The organism is Bacillus sp. AY18-3, assembly GCF_008042305.1.
GTDB lineage: Bacteria > Bacillota > Bacilli > Bacillales > Bacillaceae_G > Bacillus_A > Bacillus_A wiedmannii.
In genome coordinates this window covers 55450-76201 of record NZ_QKQR01000040.1, presented here as the reverse complement: position 1 = coordinate 76201, position 20752 = coordinate 55450, and the positions used below count along the sequence as shown (strand labels likewise).

18 protein-coding genes are annotated in these 20752 nt (G+C 34.7%); 14 read left to right on the top strand and 4 right to left on the bottom strand.

What is annotated here, in order from left to right:
• Positions 1 to 198 precede the first annotated feature (198 nt).
• From mmgD to DM800_RS27620, 6 genes are all read left to right on the top strand, one after another.
• A complete protein-coding gene (gene mmgD, locus DM800_RS27645; RefSeq protein WP_147788073.1) occupies positions 199 to 1320 on the top strand; it encodes a citrate synthase in 1122 nt (373 codons plus the stop codon).
• A 98-nt stretch (positions 1321 to 1418) separates the two neighbouring features.
• The gene (prpD, locus tag DM800_RS27640) at positions 1419 to 2855 is read left to right on the top strand and encodes a 2-methylcitrate dehydratase (RefSeq protein WP_097907488.1); all 1437 of its coding nucleotides are present in this window, start codon (positions 1419 to 1421) and stop codon (positions 2853 to 2855) included.
• A gap of 18 nt (positions 2856 to 2873) precedes the next feature.
• A complete protein-coding gene (gene prpB / locus DM800_RS27635) occupies positions 2874 to 3782 on the top strand; it encodes a methylisocitrate lyase (protein WP_147788072.1) in 909 nt (302 codons plus the stop codon).
• 154 nt (positions 3783 to 3936) lie between these two features.
• Entirely contained in the window at positions 3937 to 5646 is a 1710-nt protein-coding gene (locus DM800_RS27630; protein ID WP_088609407.1) for an acyl-CoA dehydrogenase family protein, read from the top strand.
• 16 nt (positions 5647 to 5662) lie between these two features.
• Positions 5663 to 6553, top strand: coding sequence for an NAD(P)-dependent oxidoreductase (locus DM800_RS27625; protein ID WP_000719430.1), 891 nt, complete (start codon positions 5663 to 5665; stop codon positions 6551 to 6553).
• 36 nt (positions 6554 to 6589) lie between these two features.
• Positions 6590 to 8050 carry a CoA-acylating methylmalonate-semialdehyde dehydrogenase gene (locus DM800_RS27620; RefSeq protein WP_060488680.1) on the top strand — a complete coding sequence of 487 codons (1461 nt, stop codon included), beginning with the start codon at positions 6590 to 6592 and terminating at the stop codon, positions 8048 to 8050.
• Between the two features lie 71 nt (positions 8051 to 8121).
• Here DM800_RS27620 and DM800_RS27615 read toward each other — a convergent pair whose 3' ends face one another.
• Together DM800_RS27615 and DM800_RS27610 are read right to left on the bottom strand one after the other, a co-directional pair.
• Positions 8122 to 8754: a LysE family translocator gene (locus DM800_RS27615; RefSeq protein ID WP_000572331.1), complete on the bottom strand. Its 633-nt coding sequence runs from the start codon at positions 8752 to 8754 to the stop codon at positions 8122 to 8124.
• Between the two features lie 177 nt (positions 8755 to 8931).
• A complete protein-coding gene (locus DM800_RS27610) occupies positions 8932 to 9987 on the bottom strand; it encodes an enoyl-CoA hydratase/isomerase family protein (protein ID WP_147788071.1) in 1056 nt (351 codons plus the stop codon).
• Positions 9988 to 10303: 316 nt separating this feature from the next.
• On the opposite strand from DM800_RS27610, the gene DM800_RS27605 reads away from it, so the two are divergent.
• The 4 genes from DM800_RS27605 to DM800_RS27590 all read left to right on the top strand — a co-directional run bounded on the left by DM800_RS27605 (position 10304) and on the right by DM800_RS27590 (position 15243).
• Positions 10304 to 10561 (top strand): hypothetical protein, encoded by a 258-nt coding sequence (locus DM800_RS27605; RefSeq protein ID WP_046955733.1) that lies wholly within the window; start codon positions 10304 to 10306, stop codon positions 10559 to 10561.
• A 183-nt stretch (positions 10562 to 10744) separates the two neighbouring features.
• The gene (locus DM800_RS27600) at positions 10745 to 10984 is read left to right on the top strand and encodes a DUF2584 family protein (RefSeq protein ID WP_000667347.1); all 240 of its coding nucleotides are present in this window, start codon (positions 10745 to 10747) and stop codon (positions 10982 to 10984) included.
• 15 nt (positions 10985 to 10999) lie between these two features.
• Positions 11000 to 12157 (top strand): exonuclease SbcCD subunit D, encoded by a 1158-nt coding sequence (locus DM800_RS27595; protein WP_060488683.1) that lies wholly within the window; start codon positions 11000 to 11002, stop codon positions 12155 to 12157.
• Positions 12154 to 15243, top strand: coding sequence for an AAA family ATPase (locus DM800_RS27590; RefSeq protein WP_147788070.1), 3090 nt, complete (start codon positions 12154 to 12156; stop codon positions 15241 to 15243). The genes DM800_RS27595 and DM800_RS27590 overlap by 4 nt, the downstream gene beginning before the upstream one ends.
• Before the next feature lie 123 nt (positions 15244 to 15366).
• Here the strand turns inward: DM800_RS27590 and DM800_RS29420 are convergent, their stop codons facing one another.
• The gene (locus tag DM800_RS29420; protein WP_001142749.1) at positions 15367 to 15540 is read right to left on the bottom strand and encodes a hypothetical protein; all 174 of its coding nucleotides are present in this window, start codon (positions 15538 to 15540) and stop codon (positions 15367 to 15369) included.
• A 330-nt stretch (positions 15541 to 15870) separates the two neighbouring features.
• On the opposite strand from DM800_RS29420, the gene DM800_RS27585 reads away from it, so the two are divergent.
• Positions 15871 to 16170 carry an ArsR/SmtB family transcription factor gene (locus DM800_RS27585; RefSeq protein ID WP_000214798.1) on the top strand — a complete coding sequence of 100 codons (300 nt, stop codon included), beginning with the start codon at positions 15871 to 15873 and terminating at the stop codon, positions 16168 to 16170.
• A gap of 58 nt (positions 16171 to 16228) precedes the next feature.
• Here DM800_RS27585 and DM800_RS27580 read toward each other — a convergent pair whose 3' ends face one another.
• The gene (locus DM800_RS27580) at positions 16229 to 16414 is read right to left on the bottom strand and encodes a YkvS family protein (RefSeq protein ID WP_000646791.1); all 186 of its coding nucleotides are present in this window, start codon (positions 16412 to 16414) and stop codon (positions 16229 to 16231) included.
• 478 nt (positions 16415 to 16892) lie between these two features.
• Between DM800_RS27580 and DM800_RS27570 the strand changes: the two genes are divergently transcribed.
• From DM800_RS27570 to dhbC, 3 genes are all read left to right on the top strand, one after another.
• Positions 16893 to 18095, top strand: coding sequence for an L-lactate MFS transporter (locus DM800_RS27570; protein WP_060488686.1), 1203 nt, complete (start codon positions 16893 to 16895; stop codon positions 18093 to 18095).
• Positions 18096 to 18740: 645 nt separating this feature from the next.
• Positions 18741 to 19526, top strand: a complete 786-nt coding sequence (gene dhbA, locus DM800_RS27565) for a 2,3-dihydro-2,3-dihydroxybenzoate dehydrogenase (RefSeq protein ID WP_001020440.1) — start codon at positions 18741 to 18743, stop codon at positions 19524 to 19526.
• Between the two features lie 26 nt (positions 19527 to 19552).
• Entirely contained in the window at positions 19553 to 20752 is a 1200-nt protein-coding gene (gene dhbC / locus DM800_RS27560) for an isochorismate synthase DhbC (protein WP_147788068.1), read from the top strand.

Sequence of the window (20752 nt, the reverse complement as noted above, 5' to 3'; positions counted from 1 at the left end):
TGTCCTTTCTTTATAAAATATGAAAATTATTTTTGAAAAATTGTATTGTTACATCGGTAAAAGTATAGGAAACTTATCATTATAAAATAAATTGAAATCTTCTAAAAACTCTGATACATTGAAATAGAAATGTAGTTTCACGATTTTGTAAAGGCTTACAGTTATGTGCACGAAGATCTATTAGGATTGGAGGAAATAATGATGAAAGCTGAAGAAAAATTTTCCCCGGGATTAGATGGTATAGTGGCAGCGGAGACGAAAATTTCGTTTCTTGACACAGTGAAAGGTGAAATTGTAATTCAAGGGTATGATTTAATCGAACTCTCAAAAACAAAAGAGTATTTAGATATTGTGCACCTTTTATTGGAAGAACATCTACCGAATGAGGATGAAAAAGCAAAACTTGAAAAGAAATTAAAAAAAGAATACGCGGTACCAGAAGGTGTATTCAACGTATTAAAGGCATTACCGAAAGAGACGCACCCGATGGATGGATTGCGTACAGGTGTGTCCGCATTAGCTGGTTACGATAATGATATCGAAAACCGCTCGTTAGAAGTAAACAAAAGCCGCGGGTACAAATTATTGAGCAAAGTACCAAACATTGTAGCGAATAGCTATCATATTTTAAATAATGAAGAGCCAATTCAGCCTCTTCAAGAATTATCATATAGCGCGAATTTCTTCTATATGTTAACAGGTAAAAAACCAACTGAACTTGAGGAGAAGATCTTTGATCGTTCCCTTGTTTTATATAGTGAACATGAAATGCCAAACTCTACATTTACAGCGCGCGTTATTGCATCAACGCAATCGGACTTATATGGTGCTTTAACAGGTGCAGTTGCATCTTTAAAAGGTAGCTTACACGGTGGTGCAAACGAAGCGGTTATGTACATGCTTTTAGAAGCTGGTAATGTTGAAAAGTTTGAAGAGTTGTTACAGAAGAAACTATATAACAAAGAAAAAATTATGGGCTTTGGACATCGTGTGTATATGAAGAAGATGGATCCAAGAGCACTGATGATGAAGGAAGCTTTAAAGCAGTTATGTGATGTAAAAGGCGATTATACACTATATGAAATGTGTGAAGCTGGAGAAAAGATTATGGAGAAGGAAAAAGGAATTTATCCGAACCTTGATTATTATGCAGCTCCAGTATATTGGATGCTTGGTATTCCAATTCAACTTTACACACCAATCTTCTTTAGCTCTAGAACAGTAGGACTATGCGCGCACGTAATTGAGCAACATGCGAACAATCGATTGTTCCGTCCACGTGTAAATTATGTTGGCGAGCGACATGTACTTAGTAAATAAGAACAACTGGGGAGTTGTTAGCGCCGCCCGCTAGATGGGTGTTTGACCGACACCCATCATTAATAATAACGAATTTTCGACAGAAAGGGAAGAATAGTATGATTAAAACAAATGAAATTAAACAAAAAGATGCATTATTAGAAGAAATTGCGGATTATGTATTAAATAAAGAGGTAACTAGCGCAGAAGCATTCAGTACTGCTCGTTACGTATTACTTGATACACTTGGATGCGGAATTTTAGCACTACAATATCCAGAGTGTACGAAATTACTAGGACCAGTTGTACCAGGAACGATCGTGCCGAATGGTACACGTGTACCAGGTACGTCATATGTGCTTGATCCAGTGAAAGGTGCATTTAATATCGGATGTATGATCCGTTGGTTAGACTATAACGATACTTGGCTTGCAGCAGAGTGGGGACATCCATCTGATAACTTAGGTGGTATTTTAGCAGTTGCAGATTATATTAGCCGTGTTCGTATTTCAGAAGGAAAAGAACCATTAAAAGTACGTGAAGTATTAGAAATGATGATTAAAGCACATGAAATTCAAGGTGTACTAGCTTTAGAAAATAGTTTGAATCGTGTTGGTCTTGACCATGTATTATACGTAAAAGTAGCAACAACTGCTGTAGTTGCAAAAATGCTCGGCGGAACACGTGAAGAAATCTTTAATGCATTATCACATGCATGGATTGATAATTCTAGTCTTCGTACATATCGTCATGCACCAAATACAGGCTCACGTAAATCATGGGCAGCAGGTGATGCAACAAGCCGCGGTGTTCATCTTGCAATGACTGCTCTAAAAGGTGAAATGGGATATCCAACAGCATTATCTGCACCAGGCTGGGGATTCCAAGATGTATTATTCAATAAACAAGAATTAAAGTTAGCAAGACCATTAGAGTCTTATGTAATGGAAAATGTATTATTTAAAGTTTCATATCCAGCAGAGTTCCATGCACAAACAGCTGCAGAGTGTGCAGTGAAATTACATCCAGAAATTAAAGAAAGATTAGATGAAATTGATCGTATTACGATTACAACTCATGAATCAGCAATTCGTATTATCGACAAAGAAGGTCCATTAAATAACCCAGCTGATCGTGATCATTGCTTACAATACATTACGGCAATTGGTTTGTTAAAAGGAGATATCGTTGCGGATGATTATGAGGATGTAGTAGCAAATAATCCACGTGTAGATGAATTACGTAATAAGATGGTTGTTGTTGAAAACAAACAGTACAGTTTAGATTACCTTGACCCGAACAAGCGCTCAATCGCCAACGCTGTTCAAGTTCATTTCAAGGATGGCACTGTAACAGAAAATGTGGAATGTGAATATCCACTTGGTCACCGTTTCCGTAGAGACGAAGCAATTCCAAAAGTTGTTCAAAAATTCACTGCAAATATGGCAGGTCATTATTCTAGTAAGCAACAAGAACAAATTCATGAAGTTTGTCTAAATGAAGAAAAACTAGAAAATATGAATGTAAACGAATTTGTAGATCTATTCTTAAATTAATAATAGGGGGAATTTAGAATGGCTTGGGTTGTGAATAAACAGTCAACACAAGAGGAGTTTGCGAATCGCTTCCGAGCTTTAGTAGAAGCAAATGGGATTTTGCAAATTCCAGGTGCTCATGATGCAATGGCTGCTCTTGTTGCGAAAAATACAGGTTTTTCAGCTTTATATTTATCGGGAGCTGCTTATACTGCAAGTAAAGGTATACCAGATTTAGGAATCGTGACGTCTACTGAAGTAGCAGAGAGAGCAAGGGATCTAGTAAGAGCTACAGATTTACCAGTTCTTGTTGATATTGATACAGGATTTGGCGGTGTATTAAACGTAGCGAGAACAGCAGTAGAAATGGTGGAAGCAAAAGTTGCGGCTGTTCAAATTGAAGATCAACAATTACCGAAGAAATGTGGACATTTAAATGGTAAGAAACTTGTTACTACAGAAGAGTTAGTTCAAAAGATTAAAGCGATTAAAGAAGTTGCACCAAGTTTATATATTGTGGCACGCACAGATGCTCGCGGTGTAGAAGGCTTAGATGAAGCGATTGAAAGAGCGAACGCCTATGTAAAAGCAGGTGCAGATGCAATATTCCCTGAAGCACTTCAATCAGAAGAAGAGTTCCGTCTATTTAATAGTAAAGTAAATGCGCCTTTACTTGCGAATATGACTGAGTTCGGGAAAACGCCGTATTATAGTGCAGAGGAATTTGCGAATATGGGCTTCCAAATGGTTATTTATCCTGTAACTTCACTTCGTGTTGCAGCGAAAGCATATGAGAATGTGTTTACTTTAATTAAGGAAACAGGTTCTCAAAAAGATGCACTTTCAAGTATGCAAACGAGAAGTGAGTTATATGAAACAATTTCATATCATGACTTTGAAGAACTAGATACTGGAATTGCAAAAACAGTATTATCAGAGGATCAATAGATAAAACAACTAAGGCGATGAGAATACATCTTTGGCAAAACGAACTGCTTGATGTGACAATTCATCGCCTTCTGTTTTCAAAAATAAGAAATTCCACTCATCGTAGACGAGCATACGTAGTAGCAAGTAAGGCCGAAATGATAGGGGGATTCAGATGGAGAAAACAAAGTTACCGTGGGATGAATTTTTTTCACTTAATAAAGATGTGAATTATACTTTCTTTACGCCAGAAGATTTTTCAGGAGATGAAGATTTAATCGCAAAAACGACAGAACAATTCGTTAAACAAGAAATTGTTCCACAAATGGAGAATATAGAACAACATAACTATAAAATTTCTCGTCAATTATTTGAGAAAGCTGGAGAACTTGGATTATTAAGTATCGAAGTCCCAGAAGAGTACGGCGGATTTGAGTTAGGAAAGGCAGTTTCAGGGCTTGTAGCAGAAAAAATGGGATACGCTGGTGCATTTAGTGTTTCCTTTAATATACATGCTGGTGTAGGTACATTGCCTTACATATATTACGGAACGAAAGAACAAAAAGAAAAATATTTGCCGAAAATTGCGTCTGGAGAATGGATTGGGGCTTATGCTTTAACTGAGCCAAATGCTGGTTCTGATGCTTTAAGTGCAAAAACAAGTGCAGTATTAAATGAAGATGGTACTGCTTGGAAGTTAAATGGTGAGAAGCAGTGGATTACAAATGCTCATATGGCAGATGTATACGTTGTTTTTGCGAAGACAAATAAAGGAATGACAGCGTTTATTGTCGAAAGAACATGTGAAGGTGTATCCATTGGACTAGAAGAAAAGAAAATGGGGATTAAAGGTTCTTCAACGGCTACCCTAATTTTAGAAGATGTTGTCATCCCTGCTCAAAATGTTTTAGGGGAAGTTGGAAAAGGGCATCACGTAGCTCTTAATATTCTTAACTTTGCTAGACTAAAGCTGGCTTTTGGAAATATTGGAACAGCAAAACAAGCAATTGGTTTGTCGGTTCAATATGGAAAAGAGCGAAAACAGTTCCAAACGGAATTAGTAGATTTTACGATGATTCAAGAGAAAATTGCAAATATGATCATTGCTACATATGGAGCAGAAAGTGCAGCCTACCGTACAGCAGGTGTAATTGATGAAGCAATTCATGAGAGTGATGAAGATCTTATGAAGAAAATGTCTCAATTTGCAATTGAATGTGCACTTAATAAAGTAAATGCTTCTGAAACACTTGGTCATATCGTAGATGAAGCTGTACAAATTCATGGTGGTTACGGTTATATGCAAGAGTACGAGGTAGAACGATTATATCGTGACGCTAGAATTAGTCGTATTTTTGAAGGAACAAACGAAATTAATAGATTAACAGTTGCTAAAATGTTAATGAAGCAAATGGAACAAATTGAAGATACTGAAGTAGAAGTTGATGTAGCAAATGTTGAAAGAAACCATCGTTACATTTTATTAGCGAAAAAATTGTTGAAACAATCTTTGAAAACGCTCTCTAAAACTCCAGGGTTAAAAATTGACCAAGAACAAGAATATTCACGTGTATTATCAAATATGTTAACGGACGTGTACGTCATGGAATCAGCATTTTTACGCACGAGTAAAGCAATTAGTAAAAATGGTGAAGAGAAAGAGCGTACGAAACAAATGATAACTGATGTTATTTGTGAAGAAGGCTATCGTAAAGTAGAAGAAGCAGCGATTTCTATACTTGCAGCGGCTGTCACAGAAGAACAAGATAGACACGTAATTTTAGCTGAAATTCGTCAATTATTAGTGCCTTTATACACGAACGTATTTACAAAAAAGAGAGAAATTGCGAAAGCTATTATAAATCGTGGAAAGTATATTGTGTAAATAGGAGGAAAGCGATATGAAAAAGATTGGCTTTATCGGTTTAGGTAATATGGGTCTTCCGATGTCTAAAAATTTAGTTAAATCGAGTTACACAGTATACGGTGTGGATTTAAATAAAGAGGCCGAAGCTTCCTTTGAAAATGAAGGAGGAATTATTGGCTTATCAATCTCAAAACTAGCAGAAACATGCGATGTGATTTTTACAAGTTTACCTTCACCTCGCGCTGTTGAAGCGGTGTATTTTGGGGAAGAAGGATTATTTGAAAATAGCCACTCGAATGTAGTTTTAATTGATACAAGTACTGTATCTCCACAATTAAACAAACAGTTAGAGGAAGCTGCAAAGGAAAAGAAAGTAGACTTTTTAGCAGCGCCTGTTAGTGGTGGGGTAATTGGAGCTGAAAACCGTACATTAACGTTTATGGTTGGTGGATCGAAAGAAGTATATGAGAAAACGGAATCTATCATGGGCGTACTAGGTGCGAATGTTTTCCATGTTAGTGAGCAGATTGATAGTGGCACAACAGTTAAATTAATTAATAACCTATTAATTGGTTTTTATACAGCTGGTGTGAGTGAAGCTTTAACATTAGCGAAAAAGAATAATATGGATTTAGATAAAATGTTTGATATTTTAAATGTAAGTTACGGTCAAAGTAGAATTTATGAGCGTAATTATAAAAGTTTCATTGCAACTGAAAACTACGATCCAGGATTTACTGTGAATTTATTAAAGAAAGATTTAGGATTTGCAGTAGATTTAGCGAAAGAAAGCGAACTTCACTTACCAGTAAGCGAAATGCTATTAAACGTATATGAAGAAGCAAGTGAGGCAGGATATGGTGAAAACGATATGGCTGCTTTATATAAGAAAGTTAGTGAACAGTTAATTTCTAATCAAAAATAATAGACTTATATACATCATAAAAAAGGAGAGAATATAATGATTACAACTGAAATTAAACGAGTAAAAAATCATATTAATGGTGAGTGGGTAGAATCTACTGGTACAGAAGTAGAAGCAGTTCCGAATCCGGCGACTGGAAAAATTATCGCTTACGTTCCGCTATCTCCGAAAGAAGATGTTGAAAAAGCTGTTGAAGCGGCAAAAGCAGCATACGAAACATGGTCTAAAGTACCAGTTCCGAATCGTTCAAGACAATTATATAAATATTTACAGCTTTTACAAGAAAACAAAGAAGAGCTTGCTAAAATCATTACGCTAGAAAATGGTAAAACATTAACGGATGCAACTGGTGAAGTGCAGCGAGGGATTGAAGCGGTAGAACTTGCAACATCAGCACCAAATTTAATGATGGGACAAGCTCTTCCGAATATTGCTAGCGGCATTGATGGATCGATTTGGCGCTACCCAATTGGAGTTGTTGCTGGTATTACACCGTTTAACTTCCCAATGATGATTCCATTATGGATGTTCCCACTTGCAATTGCTTGCGGTAATACGTTCGTATTAAAAACATCGGAAAGAACGCCACTTTTAGCAGAGCGACTTGTAGAGTTATTCTATGAAGCTGGTTTTCCAAAAGGGGTATTGAATTTAGTACAAGGCGGAAAAGATGTTGTAAATAGCATTTTAGAAAGTAAAGATATTCAAGCTATTTCATTCGTTGGATCTGAGCCGGTAGCTCGTTACGTGTATGAAACAGGTACGAAACACGGGAAACGTGTACAAGCGTTAGCTGGTGCAAAAAACCATGCGATTGTAATGCCTGATTGCAATCTTGAGAAAACAGTGCAAGGTGTAATTGGATCTGCATTCGCAAGTAGTGGAGAGCGCTGCATGGCATGTTCAGTAGTAGCAGTAGTTGATGAAATTGCTGATGAATTCATCGACGTACTAGTAGCAGAGACGAAGAAGTTAAAAGTAGGTGACGGTTTCCACGAAGATAATTATGTTGGACCATTAATTCGTGAATCTCATAAAGAGCGCGTATTAGGCTATATTAATAGCGGTGTAGCAGATGGAGCAACTTTATTAGTTGATGGTCGCAAAATTAAGGAAGAAGTTGGAGAAGGTTACTTTGTAGGTGCGACAATCTTTGATGGTGTAAATCAAGAAATGAAAATTTGGCAAGATGAAATTTTTGCTCCAGTATTAAGCATTGTACGAGTTAAAGATTTAGAAGAAGGTATTAAATTAACAAATCAATCTAAATTTGCAAATGGCGCGGTTATTTATACGTCAAATGGTAAACATGCACAAACGTTCCGTGATAATATCGATGCTGGTATGATCGGTGTAAACGTAAATGTTCCAGCACCAATGGCATTTTTCGCATTTGCAGGAAATAAAGCTTCATTCTTTGGTGATTTAGGTACAAATGGTACAGATGGTGTTCAATTCTATACACGTAAAAAAGTTGTAACAGAGCGCTGGTTTTAATAGAGAGTAAACAGCCAAAACAGTTGTTAAATGAAAAACACCACTCTGAAGATGTGGTGTTTTTCGTCTTGTTAATTATTTTTTTCAAAAGCTAGTTTAATACCAAAACCAATTAAGACGATTCCTGTTAAGCCTTGAATATAACGTTGCGTCCTCGGTTTTTTCATAAAAGCACTAATTTTATCAATTAAAAATATATAAAAAGCGAACCAAATAACTGTTAATACGAGGTAAGTAAGACCCATTACGAGAAGTTGAATAAACGTATTATGATTTGGATTTAAAAATTGAGGTAAAAAGGTTAAAAAGAAGACTGCAACCTTAGGGTTTAATAAATTCGTAAGAAACCCTTGGCGAAAGCAAGAAGTGTGTTCATCTTCATTATTTAAAGATATATCGTTCGTATCAAAGCCTTCTTTGTTTCTTACCGCTAAAAGGGCTTTAATGCCAATATAAATTAAATACAGAGCTCCAACGTACTTGAAAATAGAAAATAAAAGAGCTGACTTTACAATAATTGCGGAAAGTCCGATTACTGCTGCTAAAGTATGAATTAAAAGTGCAACACATGTACCGAACACTGTTTTCACTCCACCGACCTTACCGGCAACCAATGTATTTTTCGTCGCCATTGCAGTATCAGGACCGGGTAAAATAATAAGACAAATAGACATAATGATGAAAAGAAAATAATTTTCAATCATAGTTGCTCCTCCTTTTTATTTTTAGAATATTTGATTAAAAATAGTGTAGCACACATTTTTGATTTAATAAAATTAAATTTTATTAAAAATTATTAAATGAGAAAGAGGCTATATAGTAGTGAAATTCCACTACTATATAGCCTCATGTTTATCCCGAATGAACGGGCGCCCCACCACTTATGCGTTAAGTAAGTTGAAGAATCGATTTACATCTTCTTCTGAAACATCACTTAACTGCTTATATATATAATCCGGATTTTGATCTTTATCAACGACAACAGATCGTACTCCTTCGAAGAAATCTTCATGTCTCATGAAATTTTTAGCAAGTACAAGGTCAGTAGCGAAACATTCTTCAACGGACTTATTTTGTCCATCAATAAACTGTTTTAATGTTACTTTTAACGAAATAGGGGATTTGGATAATAGTGTTTCTTTCGTTTTTAAAGCAAAGGAACTTTGGTCTTTCTCCAATGAATGGACGATCTCTTCAATTGTATCGAAAGCAAAATGAGTATTCATTTCTTCTAATGAAGGAGCAAGCTCGCTTTCTAATTTTGGAGCAGTTGCAAATGTACGAATAACTTCTTTTAAATTAGTATGTACATCATCTTCTTTATGCCAATTTACATTTTCAAGTTCAGTAAGGAAATTTGGTAAGGAATCAGATGTCATAAAGTAATCAGCAGCGTTTATAAATAATACGTCAGCAGCTTTTAAAATAGATGCTGTTAAAGCAACATATCGGCCTGCAAAACCTGGAGCTTTATTTAAGAAATAAGCAGCACCGACATCTGGAAAGAATCCGATATTCATCTCTGGCATTGCCCATTTCGTACGCTCCGTTACAATTCGATATTTCGCACCATTTGTAAGACCGACACCACCACCCATTACAATTCCATCTAAACAAGCGATGATCGGTTTTTTATATTGATAAATATATGTATCAATTTCATACTCTTCTTCAAAGAAACGTTCCGCATGCTGTAATGCAGCTTCATTCGAACGTGCTTCATAAAGAGTTTTAATGTCGCCACCTGCACAAAAACCTTTTGTGCCAGCTCCTTTTAATACGATAAGCGCAATTCGCTCATCATTTTCCCACTCTTTCAGTTTTTGCCCAATTGGTTGCAACATGTCATAAGATAAAGAATTAAGTGCTTTTGGGCGGTTTAAAGTAATTGATGCAACGCCGTTTTCGCTAACAGAAAATAAAACGTGTTCAGTCATAATTCATCCTCCCTTACATATCTTCTTATTCTTAATTCTTGATACGTACTGAAATGTCCTTTATAAATTTTGTCTAAACTTGACGGTGCGTGTTAATTTCGACACTGCATATTTTGACGAGTTATATTTGCAGGATTTTGAAGGTTGAAAATGAATATTACAACATTACTGTAATTGTAATTATTTGAAATTATCATGATAAACACGCTATTATATATGTGTAAATTGTGCATAATTACTTCAAAAAGAGTATTTGAAGTGATTATGATGAAAGAAAAATTGCTTTTCATTAGAAATAGAGAAAGGAGAAATCGGAATGCCAGGACCTTTACTATTGTCGGTGATTATTTTGTCTTCTTTAATGATAGGGATAACGCAGTATTTTCATCATACAGATACGACAGAGGAAGTGAAGGATAAAGTACGACTTGTATTTCCGATTTTTATCATATCTATTTCTTTTTGCATTTTATTAAATAAGGATGGGTACATTATCGCAGTATTTTCATTTTTTGTAGCGATCGTTTTCATTACAGTTTTATATTATGTAATGAAAGACTTTATACAAAAATAAAGATGTCACATTAGACATTTTTATTTTTACAATAAATAAAATTTCACATACCGTATTATATATAAAAATAAAAAACATATAGCGGTAGAAAAGTGTGTACTTTGCCGTGTATTTACTTGTCAATCTTGCATAGCCAATATACTATTAATAGTGTAGAGATTAGAAAAAGGGGTTGTATCTGTCATGAAATTTGAGATGCACACAAAAATTATTTCAAATGAAAAAGAAGTAAGATTACATATAGAAGAAAACATATTTCAATTAAAATTGGATGGTTATCACTTATTTACAGTTCAAGAAATATTGCCTTTATATAAATCAAATGAAGAAAGAATTGGTAGTGCAATGATACAAAAGTTAGAGTGGGAAAACGGAAAAACTACAATAAACTATCAACTCGTATCACTAAAATCAGTAAATTAAAAGGAGCAGGAAACTATGAAGTTATTTCATACAGCGGATTGGCATTTAGGAAAGCTCGTTCATGGCGTGTATATGACTGAAGATCAAAAGATTGTATTAGATCAGTTTGTACAAGCTGTTGAAGAAGAAAAACCAGATGCCGTAATTATTGCAGGGGATTTATATGACCGAGCAATTCCACCTACGGAAGCAGTAGACTTATTAAATGATGTTTTACAAAAAATAGTCATTGATTTACAAACACCAGTTATTGCGGTTGCAGGAAACCATGATAGTCCAGATCGTATTCATTTTGGAAGTAGTTTAATGAAGAAACAAGGATTATTTATTGTGGGACAATTTCAATTTCCATATGAGCCAATTATATTAAATGATGAATATGGCGAGGTTCACTTCCATCTCGTTCCATATGCGGATCCAAGCATAGTTAGACATGTTTTGAAAAACGAAGATGTACGTTCTCATGATGATGCGATGCGTATTTTTATGAATGAGCTTTCTGAAACAATGGATAAAGAAGCAAGACACGTATTTGTTGGTCATGCATTTGTAACTTCTGCGGGAGAAGCGGAAGAGAATACAAGTGATGCAGAACGACCACTTTCAATTGGTGGTGCTGAATACGTAAATAGTCATTATTTTGATAAGTTTCATTACACAGCGCTTGGACATTTACATCAAGCGCATTTTGTACGTAATGAGACAATTCGATATTCAGGTTCTCCACTTGCATATTCTATTTCTGAAGAAAAACATAAAAAAGGATATTATATTGTGGAACTGGACGAGCAAGGTGAAGCAACAATTGAAAAAAGGTTACTTGCACCACGTCGTAAAATGCGAACAGTAGAAGCGAAAATAGATGAATTATTACAACATCCAGTAAGTGAAGATTATGTGTTTGTAAAATTATTAGATGAAAATCCTGTCTTGCAGCCAATGGAAAAAATAAGATCTGTATATCCAAATGCAATGCATGTTGAAAGATCTATTCAAAGACGAGAGTTCACAGAGTCAAATGAAGTAACTGTTTCAAGACATAAAACGGATGATTTATCGTTATTAAAGGCTTTTTATAAAGAAATGAAAGGCTTAGATTTATCAGAAGAGAAAGAACGTCTATTTGTAGAAGTACTACAAACAGTGCAAGAACGGGAAGGTGAACGAGGATGAGACCGATTCAACTAATTATGACAGCATTTGGGCCATATAAACAGAAAGAAGTAATCGATTTTAATGATCTTGGAGATCATCGTATTTTCGCCATTTCTGGGAATACAGGAGCTGGAAAGACAACGATTTTTGATGCGATTTGTTATGTGTTATATGGTGAGGCAAGCGGAGAAGAACGTAGTGATACGAGCATGCTTCGCAGTCAATTTGCTGATGATAATATGTATACAAGTGTAGAACTAACCTTTCAGTTAAAAGGGAAACGTTATGAAATAAAACGACAACTTGGACATAAAAAACAAGGGAACAAGACAATTACGGGACATGCAGTAGAACTATATGAAGTGATTGATGAAGAGAATGTTCCAGCTGTTGATCGTTTCCATGTAACGGATGTAAATAAAAAAGTGGAAGATTTAATTGGTTTAAGTAAACATCAATTTAGCCAAATTGTTATGTTACCACAAGGGGAATTCCGAAAACTATTAACATCTGAGACAGAAAACAAAGAAGAAATTTTACGTCGTATTTTTAAAACGGATCGTTATAAGTTAATGCGTGAGTTACTTGATCAAAAACGAAAACAATGGAAAGACGTTTTACAAGAAAAACAGAAAGAGCGAGAGCTATACTTCCGTAATGTTTTCAAATTACCAATCCGCGATGGAGCATTATTAGAGACATTGGTGGAACAAGAACATGTAAACACGCATCAAGTAGTAGAAGCATTAGAACAAGAAACAGATGTGTATAAGGCAGAGGTGGAGCAATTACAAGTAGAACAAGATGTTCAAACGAAGCAATTAAAGGATGCTGAAACACGTTTTCATGCAGCGAAATCCATAAATGAGAAATTTATAGATTTACAACAAAAGAATGAGAAATATAACACTTTACAAGAAAATCGTACCGTTATTGAAATGAAAGAAAAATCTTTTAAACGTGCGGAAGAGGCGAAGCGCTTATTACCATTTGAACAATGGTACGAAGAAGCAATGCAAAATGAGCAGAAGGCTGAAAGTTTATTAAAACAAATAATCGCTAAAAAAGAAAATGTAACGAAAAGCTTTGAACTTGCTCAGGAGAAATATGAAGCGGTAAAGAATAAAGAACCTGAGAGAGAAAATGCAAAAAAACTTGTTCAAAGATTAGAAGAATTACAACCGATTATTGCATCATTAGCTGAGAAACAGTTGAATTTACAAAGTGCAGAAATTCAAATAGGGAAATTAAAAGAAAGTATGCAAAACTTAGATCGACAATTAGATGAGCATACAAATCAAAAACAGCTAATGTCTGATGAATTACAGCAATTAGAACGAGCACTTGAGCAATATGTAGCTAAAGTAGAAGAACTAACGAATATGCGAGAAGATGCCAAAGTTTTAAAGCAAGCATATGATGTTTGGCAAGAAAAGCAAAAATTCGAGAAAGAAAAAGAAGCGGCATATAATAAGATGCGATTGGCAGTTAACGCATATGAAAATATGGAACGTCGCTGGTTAAGTGAACAAGCTGGTATATTAGCTCTTCATCTACATGATGGCGAATCTTGTCCAGTATGTGGTAGTACGAACCATCCGAAAAAAGCTACAGAGCAAAGTAATGCGATCGATGAAAAAGAGTTAAATGATTTAAGAGAAAAGAAAAATGTTGCTGAAAAATTACATGTTCAATTAGAGGAGAAATGGAATTTCTATCACCTACAATATGAACAGGTAATAGAGGAGGTTAAGAAGCGAGGCTATCGCTCAGAGGAATTAGTTGAAACATACAGTGCACTTGTTCAAAAAGGAAAACAATTAGCAACTGAAGTAAATACGCTAAAAGCAAGTGAAGAAACGCGTAAGCAAACTGCTGTGAATATAAAGAGTGTAGAAGAAAAAGTAGATGCACTTCAGAAACAAAAGCGTGAGGTAGAAACAGTACAGCACCGTACAGAAATGGAGTGTATGCAGCTTCGTACGTCATATGAACATGATAAGAAAAATATTCCTGAAAACTTACAAACAGTCCAAGCTTGGAAAGTCCAGTTTGACCAAGCTATGCATGAACTCAAATTAATGGAGGACGAATGGAAGAAAGTGCAGGAAGCGTATCAACATTGGCAAAATGAAAATATACGTATTCAAGCAGAACAGGAAAGTGCTTCTAATCAATTTGAAAGTACAAAATTGAAGAAAGAAGAGACGTTTACGCGCTTTATGAAAGAGCTTGAGCAGAGCGGATTTACCGATCAAATTACGTATAAAGAAGCTAAATTAAGTGATGCTGAGATGGATATGTTACAAAAAGAAATTCAAAGCTATTATTCATCTCTTGAAGTACTTGCAAAACAAATTGAAGAGTTACGTGCTGAATTAAAAGATAAAGAGTATATGGATATTACAGCTTTAGGTGAACATATAAAAGATTTAGAAATCAATCTTGATATCATTAAAGAAAAACGTCAACGTGCGCAAAATGCGGTAACATATATTTCTGATTTACATGAAAATATTAGGCGTATTGATGAACAAATTCATGAGGAAGAAAAAGCTTTCCAGGAACTTGTTGACTTATATGAAGTAATGAAAGGCGATAACGAAAGCCGTATATCATTTGAACGTTACATCTTAATTGAGTATTTAGAACAAATTGTTCAAATTGCAAACGAACGCTTACGTAAATTATCAAATGGACAATTTTATTTAAAACGAAGTGAACGAGTTGAAAAGAGAAATCGTCAAAGTGGATTAGGCTTAGATGTATACGACGCATATACTGGCCAAACACGCGATGTAAAAACATTATCTGGTGGCGAGAAATTTAATGCATCACTTTGTTTAGCGCTCGGAATGGCAGACGTCATTCAAGCGTATGAAGGCGGTATTTCCATCGAAACGATGTTTATCGACGAAGGTTTTGGTTCATTAGATGAGGAGTCATTAACAAAAGCAGTAGACGCCTTAATTGACTTACAAGAATCAGGCCGATTTATCGGTGTCATTTCACACGTTCAAGAGCTGAAAAACGCAATGCCGGCTGTATTAGAAGTAACGAAACAGAAGGATGGGTGTAGTCAGACGAGGTTTGTGGTGAAGTAAGTTCAAGTGTAATTCATACTTAAAGCATTCTTTGCGGGTTTCTAGTATAGAACTTATGATAAAACAAATGCCATCTCTTAATAGAGGTGGCATTTGTTTGTTATTCAATATAAAACAATTCACCTACGAGTTATCTGGAGAAGGCGGTGTATTTTCCAAACGATTATAAGCTTTAAAAGCCGAAATTGCCGATATAACACCACCTACTAAAAATAAAGCTGATCCACTGACTAATATGATACGACTGACATATGTTTCACGAGCTTCTTCAACTTCTTCTTGTAACATTGTTGGCATTTGAAATCCCCCTAAACAACATTTATTTTGTAGATAGTATATACAAACGCCTAAAATATGTTAAAATCACTGGATAGTGTTAGGAGGGAGTATATAGTTAGATGTGAATTGTTTGAAAAATCTTCATTATAAATATATGCTAACTTCACATAGAGCACATATTAACATTGTATTATGTATATGTACCAAATAAATAAAGTGAATTGTATTTCGTTCTGTTTTTAAAAATTTAAAATTCTATTATTTTTATATAAAGGTTTCACATCGGAGTTTTAAATATTTTGGAAATAGATCTAAATAAGAGGAATTCATATAAAAGGGGAATGTCTTATGACAACATATACGAGTGAAATGAGAAAAAGTTTAGTTTCAGAAGAAGATGTAGATATTTTGAAAATTATGGCGCACCCAATCCGATTACAAATTGTAAATGAATTAAGTACGAGAAAAACTTGTAATGTAACACAATTAACAGAATTACTAAATATTCCACAATCGACTGTTTCGCAACATTTATCAAAAATGAAAGGTAAAGTGTTACGAGCTGAGAGAAGAGGTTTAGAAATTTATTATCATATTAATAATTTAAAAGCGAGTAAGATTGTAAGTGTTTTAGGATATATAAACTAATGAATTATTTTCATATAAAATAGCCCCTGCTGGTGAGCAGGGGCTATTTTTTGTTGTTTTATGTATTCGTATTTAAAATTTTATAGTTTTTATGATTTACAATCGTTCGATCAAATTCAAAAGTACCACCGCTTACATTTGTAATTTCAACTAAGACCGATTCAGTATAAAGTTTTAATACAGATCCTGTAATCTTTAAATTATTTCGTTGAAAAAGTATAGTATCCCCTACGTTTGCTTTCATAGTACCTCCTCATTAAAGACAGAAATATTTTTTATTATATATATTAAACCACGTATAGATATATTAGTGAATATTTAGTTTTATTTATCAATAAAATATTTTTTATTTTATAAAAAATAAAGTGCACTATAGTGTAAAAATAGTTTTTTTGTTGTATAGGAAAATCGAATTTTTGTAATCTAGCCATCATATAACTTGAGACATAATTTTTATAAAAGAAGATGATAAAACAGCTGTAAGTCGTATGGATGCAAAACATAATAATAACTATTTACGTATTTAATAATTCGTTTTTTGTATTTCGTCCTTCGTTTTCTGTAACTGATTCCATATTTTTGACGCTCTATCTTGTAAGTGCTTACATAAACAGAAAGATCTTATACAATGAAGGTGTTAAATCAAATGAGGTGGCCAATATGAACATAAAAAAAGAAAATTTAGCGAATAGCATTGAAATAGAAAGAGGAGGCGGAAAGGTATGAAAAAATCAAATGTTAATCCATGGCTTGTTGTCCTTGGTACAGTCATAGTACAAATGGGACTTGGAACGATTTATACATGGAGTTTATTTAATCAGCCTTTAGTTAGTAAATACGGTTGGAGTCTTAACGCAGTTGCTATAACTTTCTCAATTACTAGTCTTTCCTTAGCGTTTTCGACTTTATTTGCGAGTAAATTGCAAGAAAAATGGGGACTTCGTAAACTTATTATGATAGCTGGACTAGCATTAGGACTAGGATTAATACTTAGTTCACAAGCTTCCTCATTAATATTGCTTTATGTACTAGCAGGGGTTGTTGTAGGTTATGCAGATGGTACAGCATATATCACTTCACTATCCAATTTAATAAAGTGGTTTCCAAAGCGTAAAGGTTTAATTGCTGGTATTTCTGTCTCTGCATATGGTTCAGGTAGCTTAATCTTTAAATATGTTAACGCACAGTTAATTGAATCAGTTGGTGTATCACAAGCGTTTATATACTGGGGTTTAATTGTTACAGCTATGATTGTAATTGGCGCTTGTTTAATCCATCAAGCTGCAGATCAAGGAGCAGTTCATGAAACAAAAACTCAGGAATATACAACGAAAGAAATGTTAGGCACAAAACAAGTATACTTATTATTTATTATGTTATTTACATCATGTATGAGTGGCTTATACTTAATTGGTATGGTAAAAGACATTGGTGTTCAACTTGTAGGGCTTAGCGCAGCGACAGCAGCTAATGCGGTGGCTATGGTTGCAATCTTCAATACATTAGGTCGTATTATTTTAGGACCGTTATCAGATAAAATCGGCCGTTTAAAAATCGTTACTGGTACATTTGTTGTTATGGCAGCTTCAGTCTTGGTTTTAAGTTTCGTAGATTTAAATTATGGTATCTACTTCGTATGTGTAGCAAGCGTAGCGTTTTGCTTTGGTGGAAATATCACTATTTTCCCAGCTATCGTTGGTGATTTCTACGGTATGAAAAACCATAGTAAGAACTACGGAATTGTGTATCAAGGATTTGGATTTGGAGCACTTGCAGGTTCCTTTATCGGTGCACTTCTAGGTGGATTCAAACCAACCTTCATGGTGATCGGTGTATTATGTGTCGTATCATTTGTTATCGCAATTTTAATTCAAGCACCTAAGCAGAAAAAAGAACAAGAAGAAGAGTATCGCAGCGTAGCATAAGTATATAAATCTTCTATCACACTATAAATACGAAAAAGCATCCTATTAAATAGGGTGCTTTTTTTATGAATGATTGCAAGGAGGTTATATAATCTTTGGGATTTTCGAGACAAAAAAGCGAGTGAAATACCCAATTGGATTATATTGGAATATTGAAAAATGATACATTATATCCGAAATACGTATTAAATCTTAAAATATAAACAAGACATACATCAATAATTGCAAGATATATTTTCTCGGTATTTTCAGAAAAATGTTGAGAAAATATATACTTGAGTTTTTGATAAGGCTTTGTAAATGAAGGTATCTACAGTTAGTCTTCTACAAGTTTAAAAAGAGGAGTATGAATTAAATGTGTAATGTAAGTACTTATTAATGCTTTTAGATGTAATTGTATTGAGAATCACTAAGATATTTTATCTGAAAAATAAAAATAGGTTGACAAGTTTATTGAGAAAGATTATCATTTCGATGTAAGAATGTTAAATGAAAAACATTATCAATGAATAATATTTTGATGAAAAGTACACTTGACCAATTAGTTTAGTAAGTGTATTATTTTTAACATCATCATTGATAATGAAAATCGTTATCATTAATGATGTTAAACTGGATTAATTTTTATATGAAAGGATAGAGGAAATGAACATAGGGGAATTTGATGGGAAAACGGTTTTAGTAACTGGTGCAGCGCAAGGTATAGGTAGTGTTGTAGCAAACATGTTTTTAGAAAGAGGAGCTACAGTTATTGGGGCTGATCAAACTGAAGAGGGGTTAAACGTACTCTTAAATCAAAATGAATTAAATGAAACACGTGTGAAAACGTTTCGTTTAGATGTGAGTGATAGTGCCGCTGTTGAAGAAGTAGTAGAACGGATTGAAAATGATATAGCACCGATAGATATATTAGTAAATGTTGCAGGGGTTTTACGTATGGGAGCGATTCACTCTTTAAGTGATGAAGATTGGAATAAAACATTCTCTGTAAATTCTACAGGAGTTTTCTATATGTGCCGAGCAGTAAGTAAATATATGATGCAAAGAAAGTCAGGGGCAATTGTTACAGTTGGCTCAAATGCGGCAAATACTCCGAGAATGGAGATGGCTGCGTATGTTGCATCAAAAGCTGCAACGACGATGTTTATGAAATGTTTAGGGTTAGAACTTGCAGCATACAATATTCGCTGTAACTTAGTTTCTCCAGGTTCTACTGAAACTGAAATGCAAAGATTATTATGGGCTGATGAGAATGGAGCTGAAAATATAATTGCTGGTTCTCAAAATACATATAGACTCGGTATTCCGTTACAAAAAATTGCACAACCTTCAGAAATTGCTGAAGCAGTATTGTTTTTAGCCTCTGATAAAGCGAGTCATATTACAATGCACAATTTATGTGTCGATGGCGGAGCTACATTAGGAGTTTAATAAAAAATTCAGGAGGTTTTAATACTATGAATGAACTTATAGCCGTAAAGGAACTGTCGGAAAAATTATTAGAAGATTATAAAACTGAATCTTCGTTCTTTTTTGCTTCACCAACTCGAACGATATTGGCAGAAGGAGAGTTTACTACAGTAAAACATCATGAAATTGAAAGTTTTACAGAACTTGTACAAGCGGTATTACGTAATGCAAAACAAGCTGGAAATCCGAACCCTATCGTTGTTGGTGCTTTGCCTTTTGATCGTAGAAAAGAAGTTCAACTTATCGTACCAGAACATAGTAGAATTACTGAGCGTTTACAGTTAGAGACAACAAATGAGATAAAACGAAATGAGAAACTGGCATTTGAAATGACGCCTGTACCAGATCCTGAAGTTTATATGAATGGTATAAAGCAAGGGATTAAAAAAATACAGGACGGCGATTTAAAGAAAATCGTTCTATCCAGATCATTAGATGTTGAATCTTCCGAAAAGATTGATAAGCAAAAACTTCTTCGAGAATTAGCAGAGCATAATAAGCGTGGTTATACATTTGCTGTGAATTTACCGCAAGATGAAAACGAGTGTAATAAAACATTAATTGGAGCAAGTCCTGAATTACTCGTTTCACGTAATGGTATGCAAGTTATTTCTAATCCGTTAGCTGGTTCAAGACCACGTAGTGATGATCCAGTAGAAGATAAGAGAAGAGCAGAGGAATTACTTTCTTCTCCGAAAGATTTACATGAACATGCGGTAGTAGTGGAAGCGGTTGCTGCTGCGCTTCGTCCATACTGTCATACATTACATGTTCCGGAAAAACCATCCGTTATTCATAGTGAAGCGATGTGGCATTTGTCTACTGAAGTGAAAGGTGAACTAAAGGATCCGAATACTACTTCTTTGGAATTAGCAATTGCTCTTCATCCTACGCCAGCAGTTTGCGGAACACCGATGGAAGAAGCGAGAGAGGCGATTCAAAAAATTGAGCCATTTGACCGTGAATTCTTTACAGGAATGCTAGGATGGAGCGATTTAAATGGAGATGGTGAATGGATTGTTACAATTCGCTGTGCTGAAGTGCAAGAAAATACACTTCGTTTATATGCAGGAGCAGGAGTTGTTGCTGAGTCAAAACCAGAAGATGAGTTAGCAGAAACATCAGCTAAGTTCCAAACAATGCTGAAGGCTTTAGGATTAAGAGATAATTCGCTGAATGAAAAATAG

What these genes read in the sequence shown, in the direction of transcription:
- DM800_RS27595 (WP_060488683.1), top strand. Translation starts at nt 11,000, where the DNA reads ATGAAGTTATTTCATACAGCGGATTGGCATTTAGGAAAGCTCGTTCAT.
- DM800_RS27625 (WP_000719430.1), top strand. Translation starts at nt 5,663, where the DNA reads ATGAAAAAGATTGGCTTTATCGGTTTAGGTAATATGGGTCTTCCGATG.
- DM800_RS29420 (WP_001142749.1), bottom strand. Translation starts at nt 15,540, where the DNA reads ATGCCAACAATGTTACAAGAAGAAGTTGAAGAAGCTCGTGAAACATAT.
- DM800_RS27600 (WP_000667347.1), top strand. Translation starts at nt 10,745, where the DNA reads ATGAAATTTGAGATGCACACAAAAATTATTTCAAATGAAAAAGAAGTA.
- DM800_RS27615 (WP_000572331.1), bottom strand. Translation starts at nt 8,754, where the DNA reads ATGATTGAAAATTATTTTCTTTTCATCATTATGTCTATTTGTCTTATT.
- DM800_RS27620 (WP_060488680.1), top strand. Translation starts at nt 6,590, where the DNA reads ATGATTACAACTGAAATTAAACGAGTAAAAAATCATATTAATGGTGAG.
- DM800_RS27610 (WP_147788071.1), bottom strand. Translation starts at nt 9,987, where the DNA reads ATGACTGAACACGTTTTATTTTCTGTTAGCGAAAACGGCGTTGCATCA.
- DM800_RS27630 (WP_088609407.1), top strand. Translation starts at nt 3,937, where the DNA reads ATGGAGAAAACAAAGTTACCGTGGGATGAATTTTTTTCACTTAATAAA.
- DM800_RS27605 (WP_046955733.1), top strand. Translation starts at nt 10,304, where the DNA reads ATGCCAGGACCTTTACTATTGTCGGTGATTATTTTGTCTTCTTTAATG.
- prpD (WP_097907488.1), top strand. Translation starts at nt 1,419, where the DNA reads ATGATTAAAACAAATGAAATTAAACAAAAAGATGCATTATTAGAAGAA.
- dhbA (WP_001020440.1), top strand. Translation starts at nt 18,741, where the DNA reads ATGAACATAGGGGAATTTGATGGGAAAACGGTTTTAGTAACTGGTGCA.
- DM800_RS27570 (WP_060488686.1), top strand. Translation starts at nt 16,893, where the DNA reads ATGAAAAAATCAAATGTTAATCCATGGCTTGTTGTCCTTGGTACAGTC.
- DM800_RS27585 (WP_000214798.1), top strand. Translation starts at nt 15,871, where the DNA reads ATGACAACATATACGAGTGAAATGAGAAAAAGTTTAGTTTCAGAAGAA.
- DM800_RS27590 (WP_147788070.1), top strand. Translation starts at nt 12,154, where the DNA reads ATGAGACCGATTCAACTAATTATGACAGCATTTGGGCCATATAAACAG.
- mmgD (WP_147788073.1), top strand. Translation starts at nt 199, where the DNA reads ATGATGAAAGCTGAAGAAAAATTTTCCCCGGGATTAGATGGTATAGTG.
- prpB (WP_147788072.1), top strand. Translation starts at nt 2,874, where the DNA reads ATGGCTTGGGTTGTGAATAAACAGTCAACACAAGAGGAGTTTGCGAAT.
- DM800_RS27580 (WP_000646791.1), bottom strand. Translation starts at nt 16,414, where the DNA reads ATGAAAGCAAACGTAGGGGATACTATACTTTTTCAACGAAATAATTTA.
- dhbC (WP_147788068.1), top strand. Translation starts at nt 19,553, where the DNA reads ATGAATGAACTTATAGCCGTAAAGGAACTGTCGGAAAAATTATTAGAA.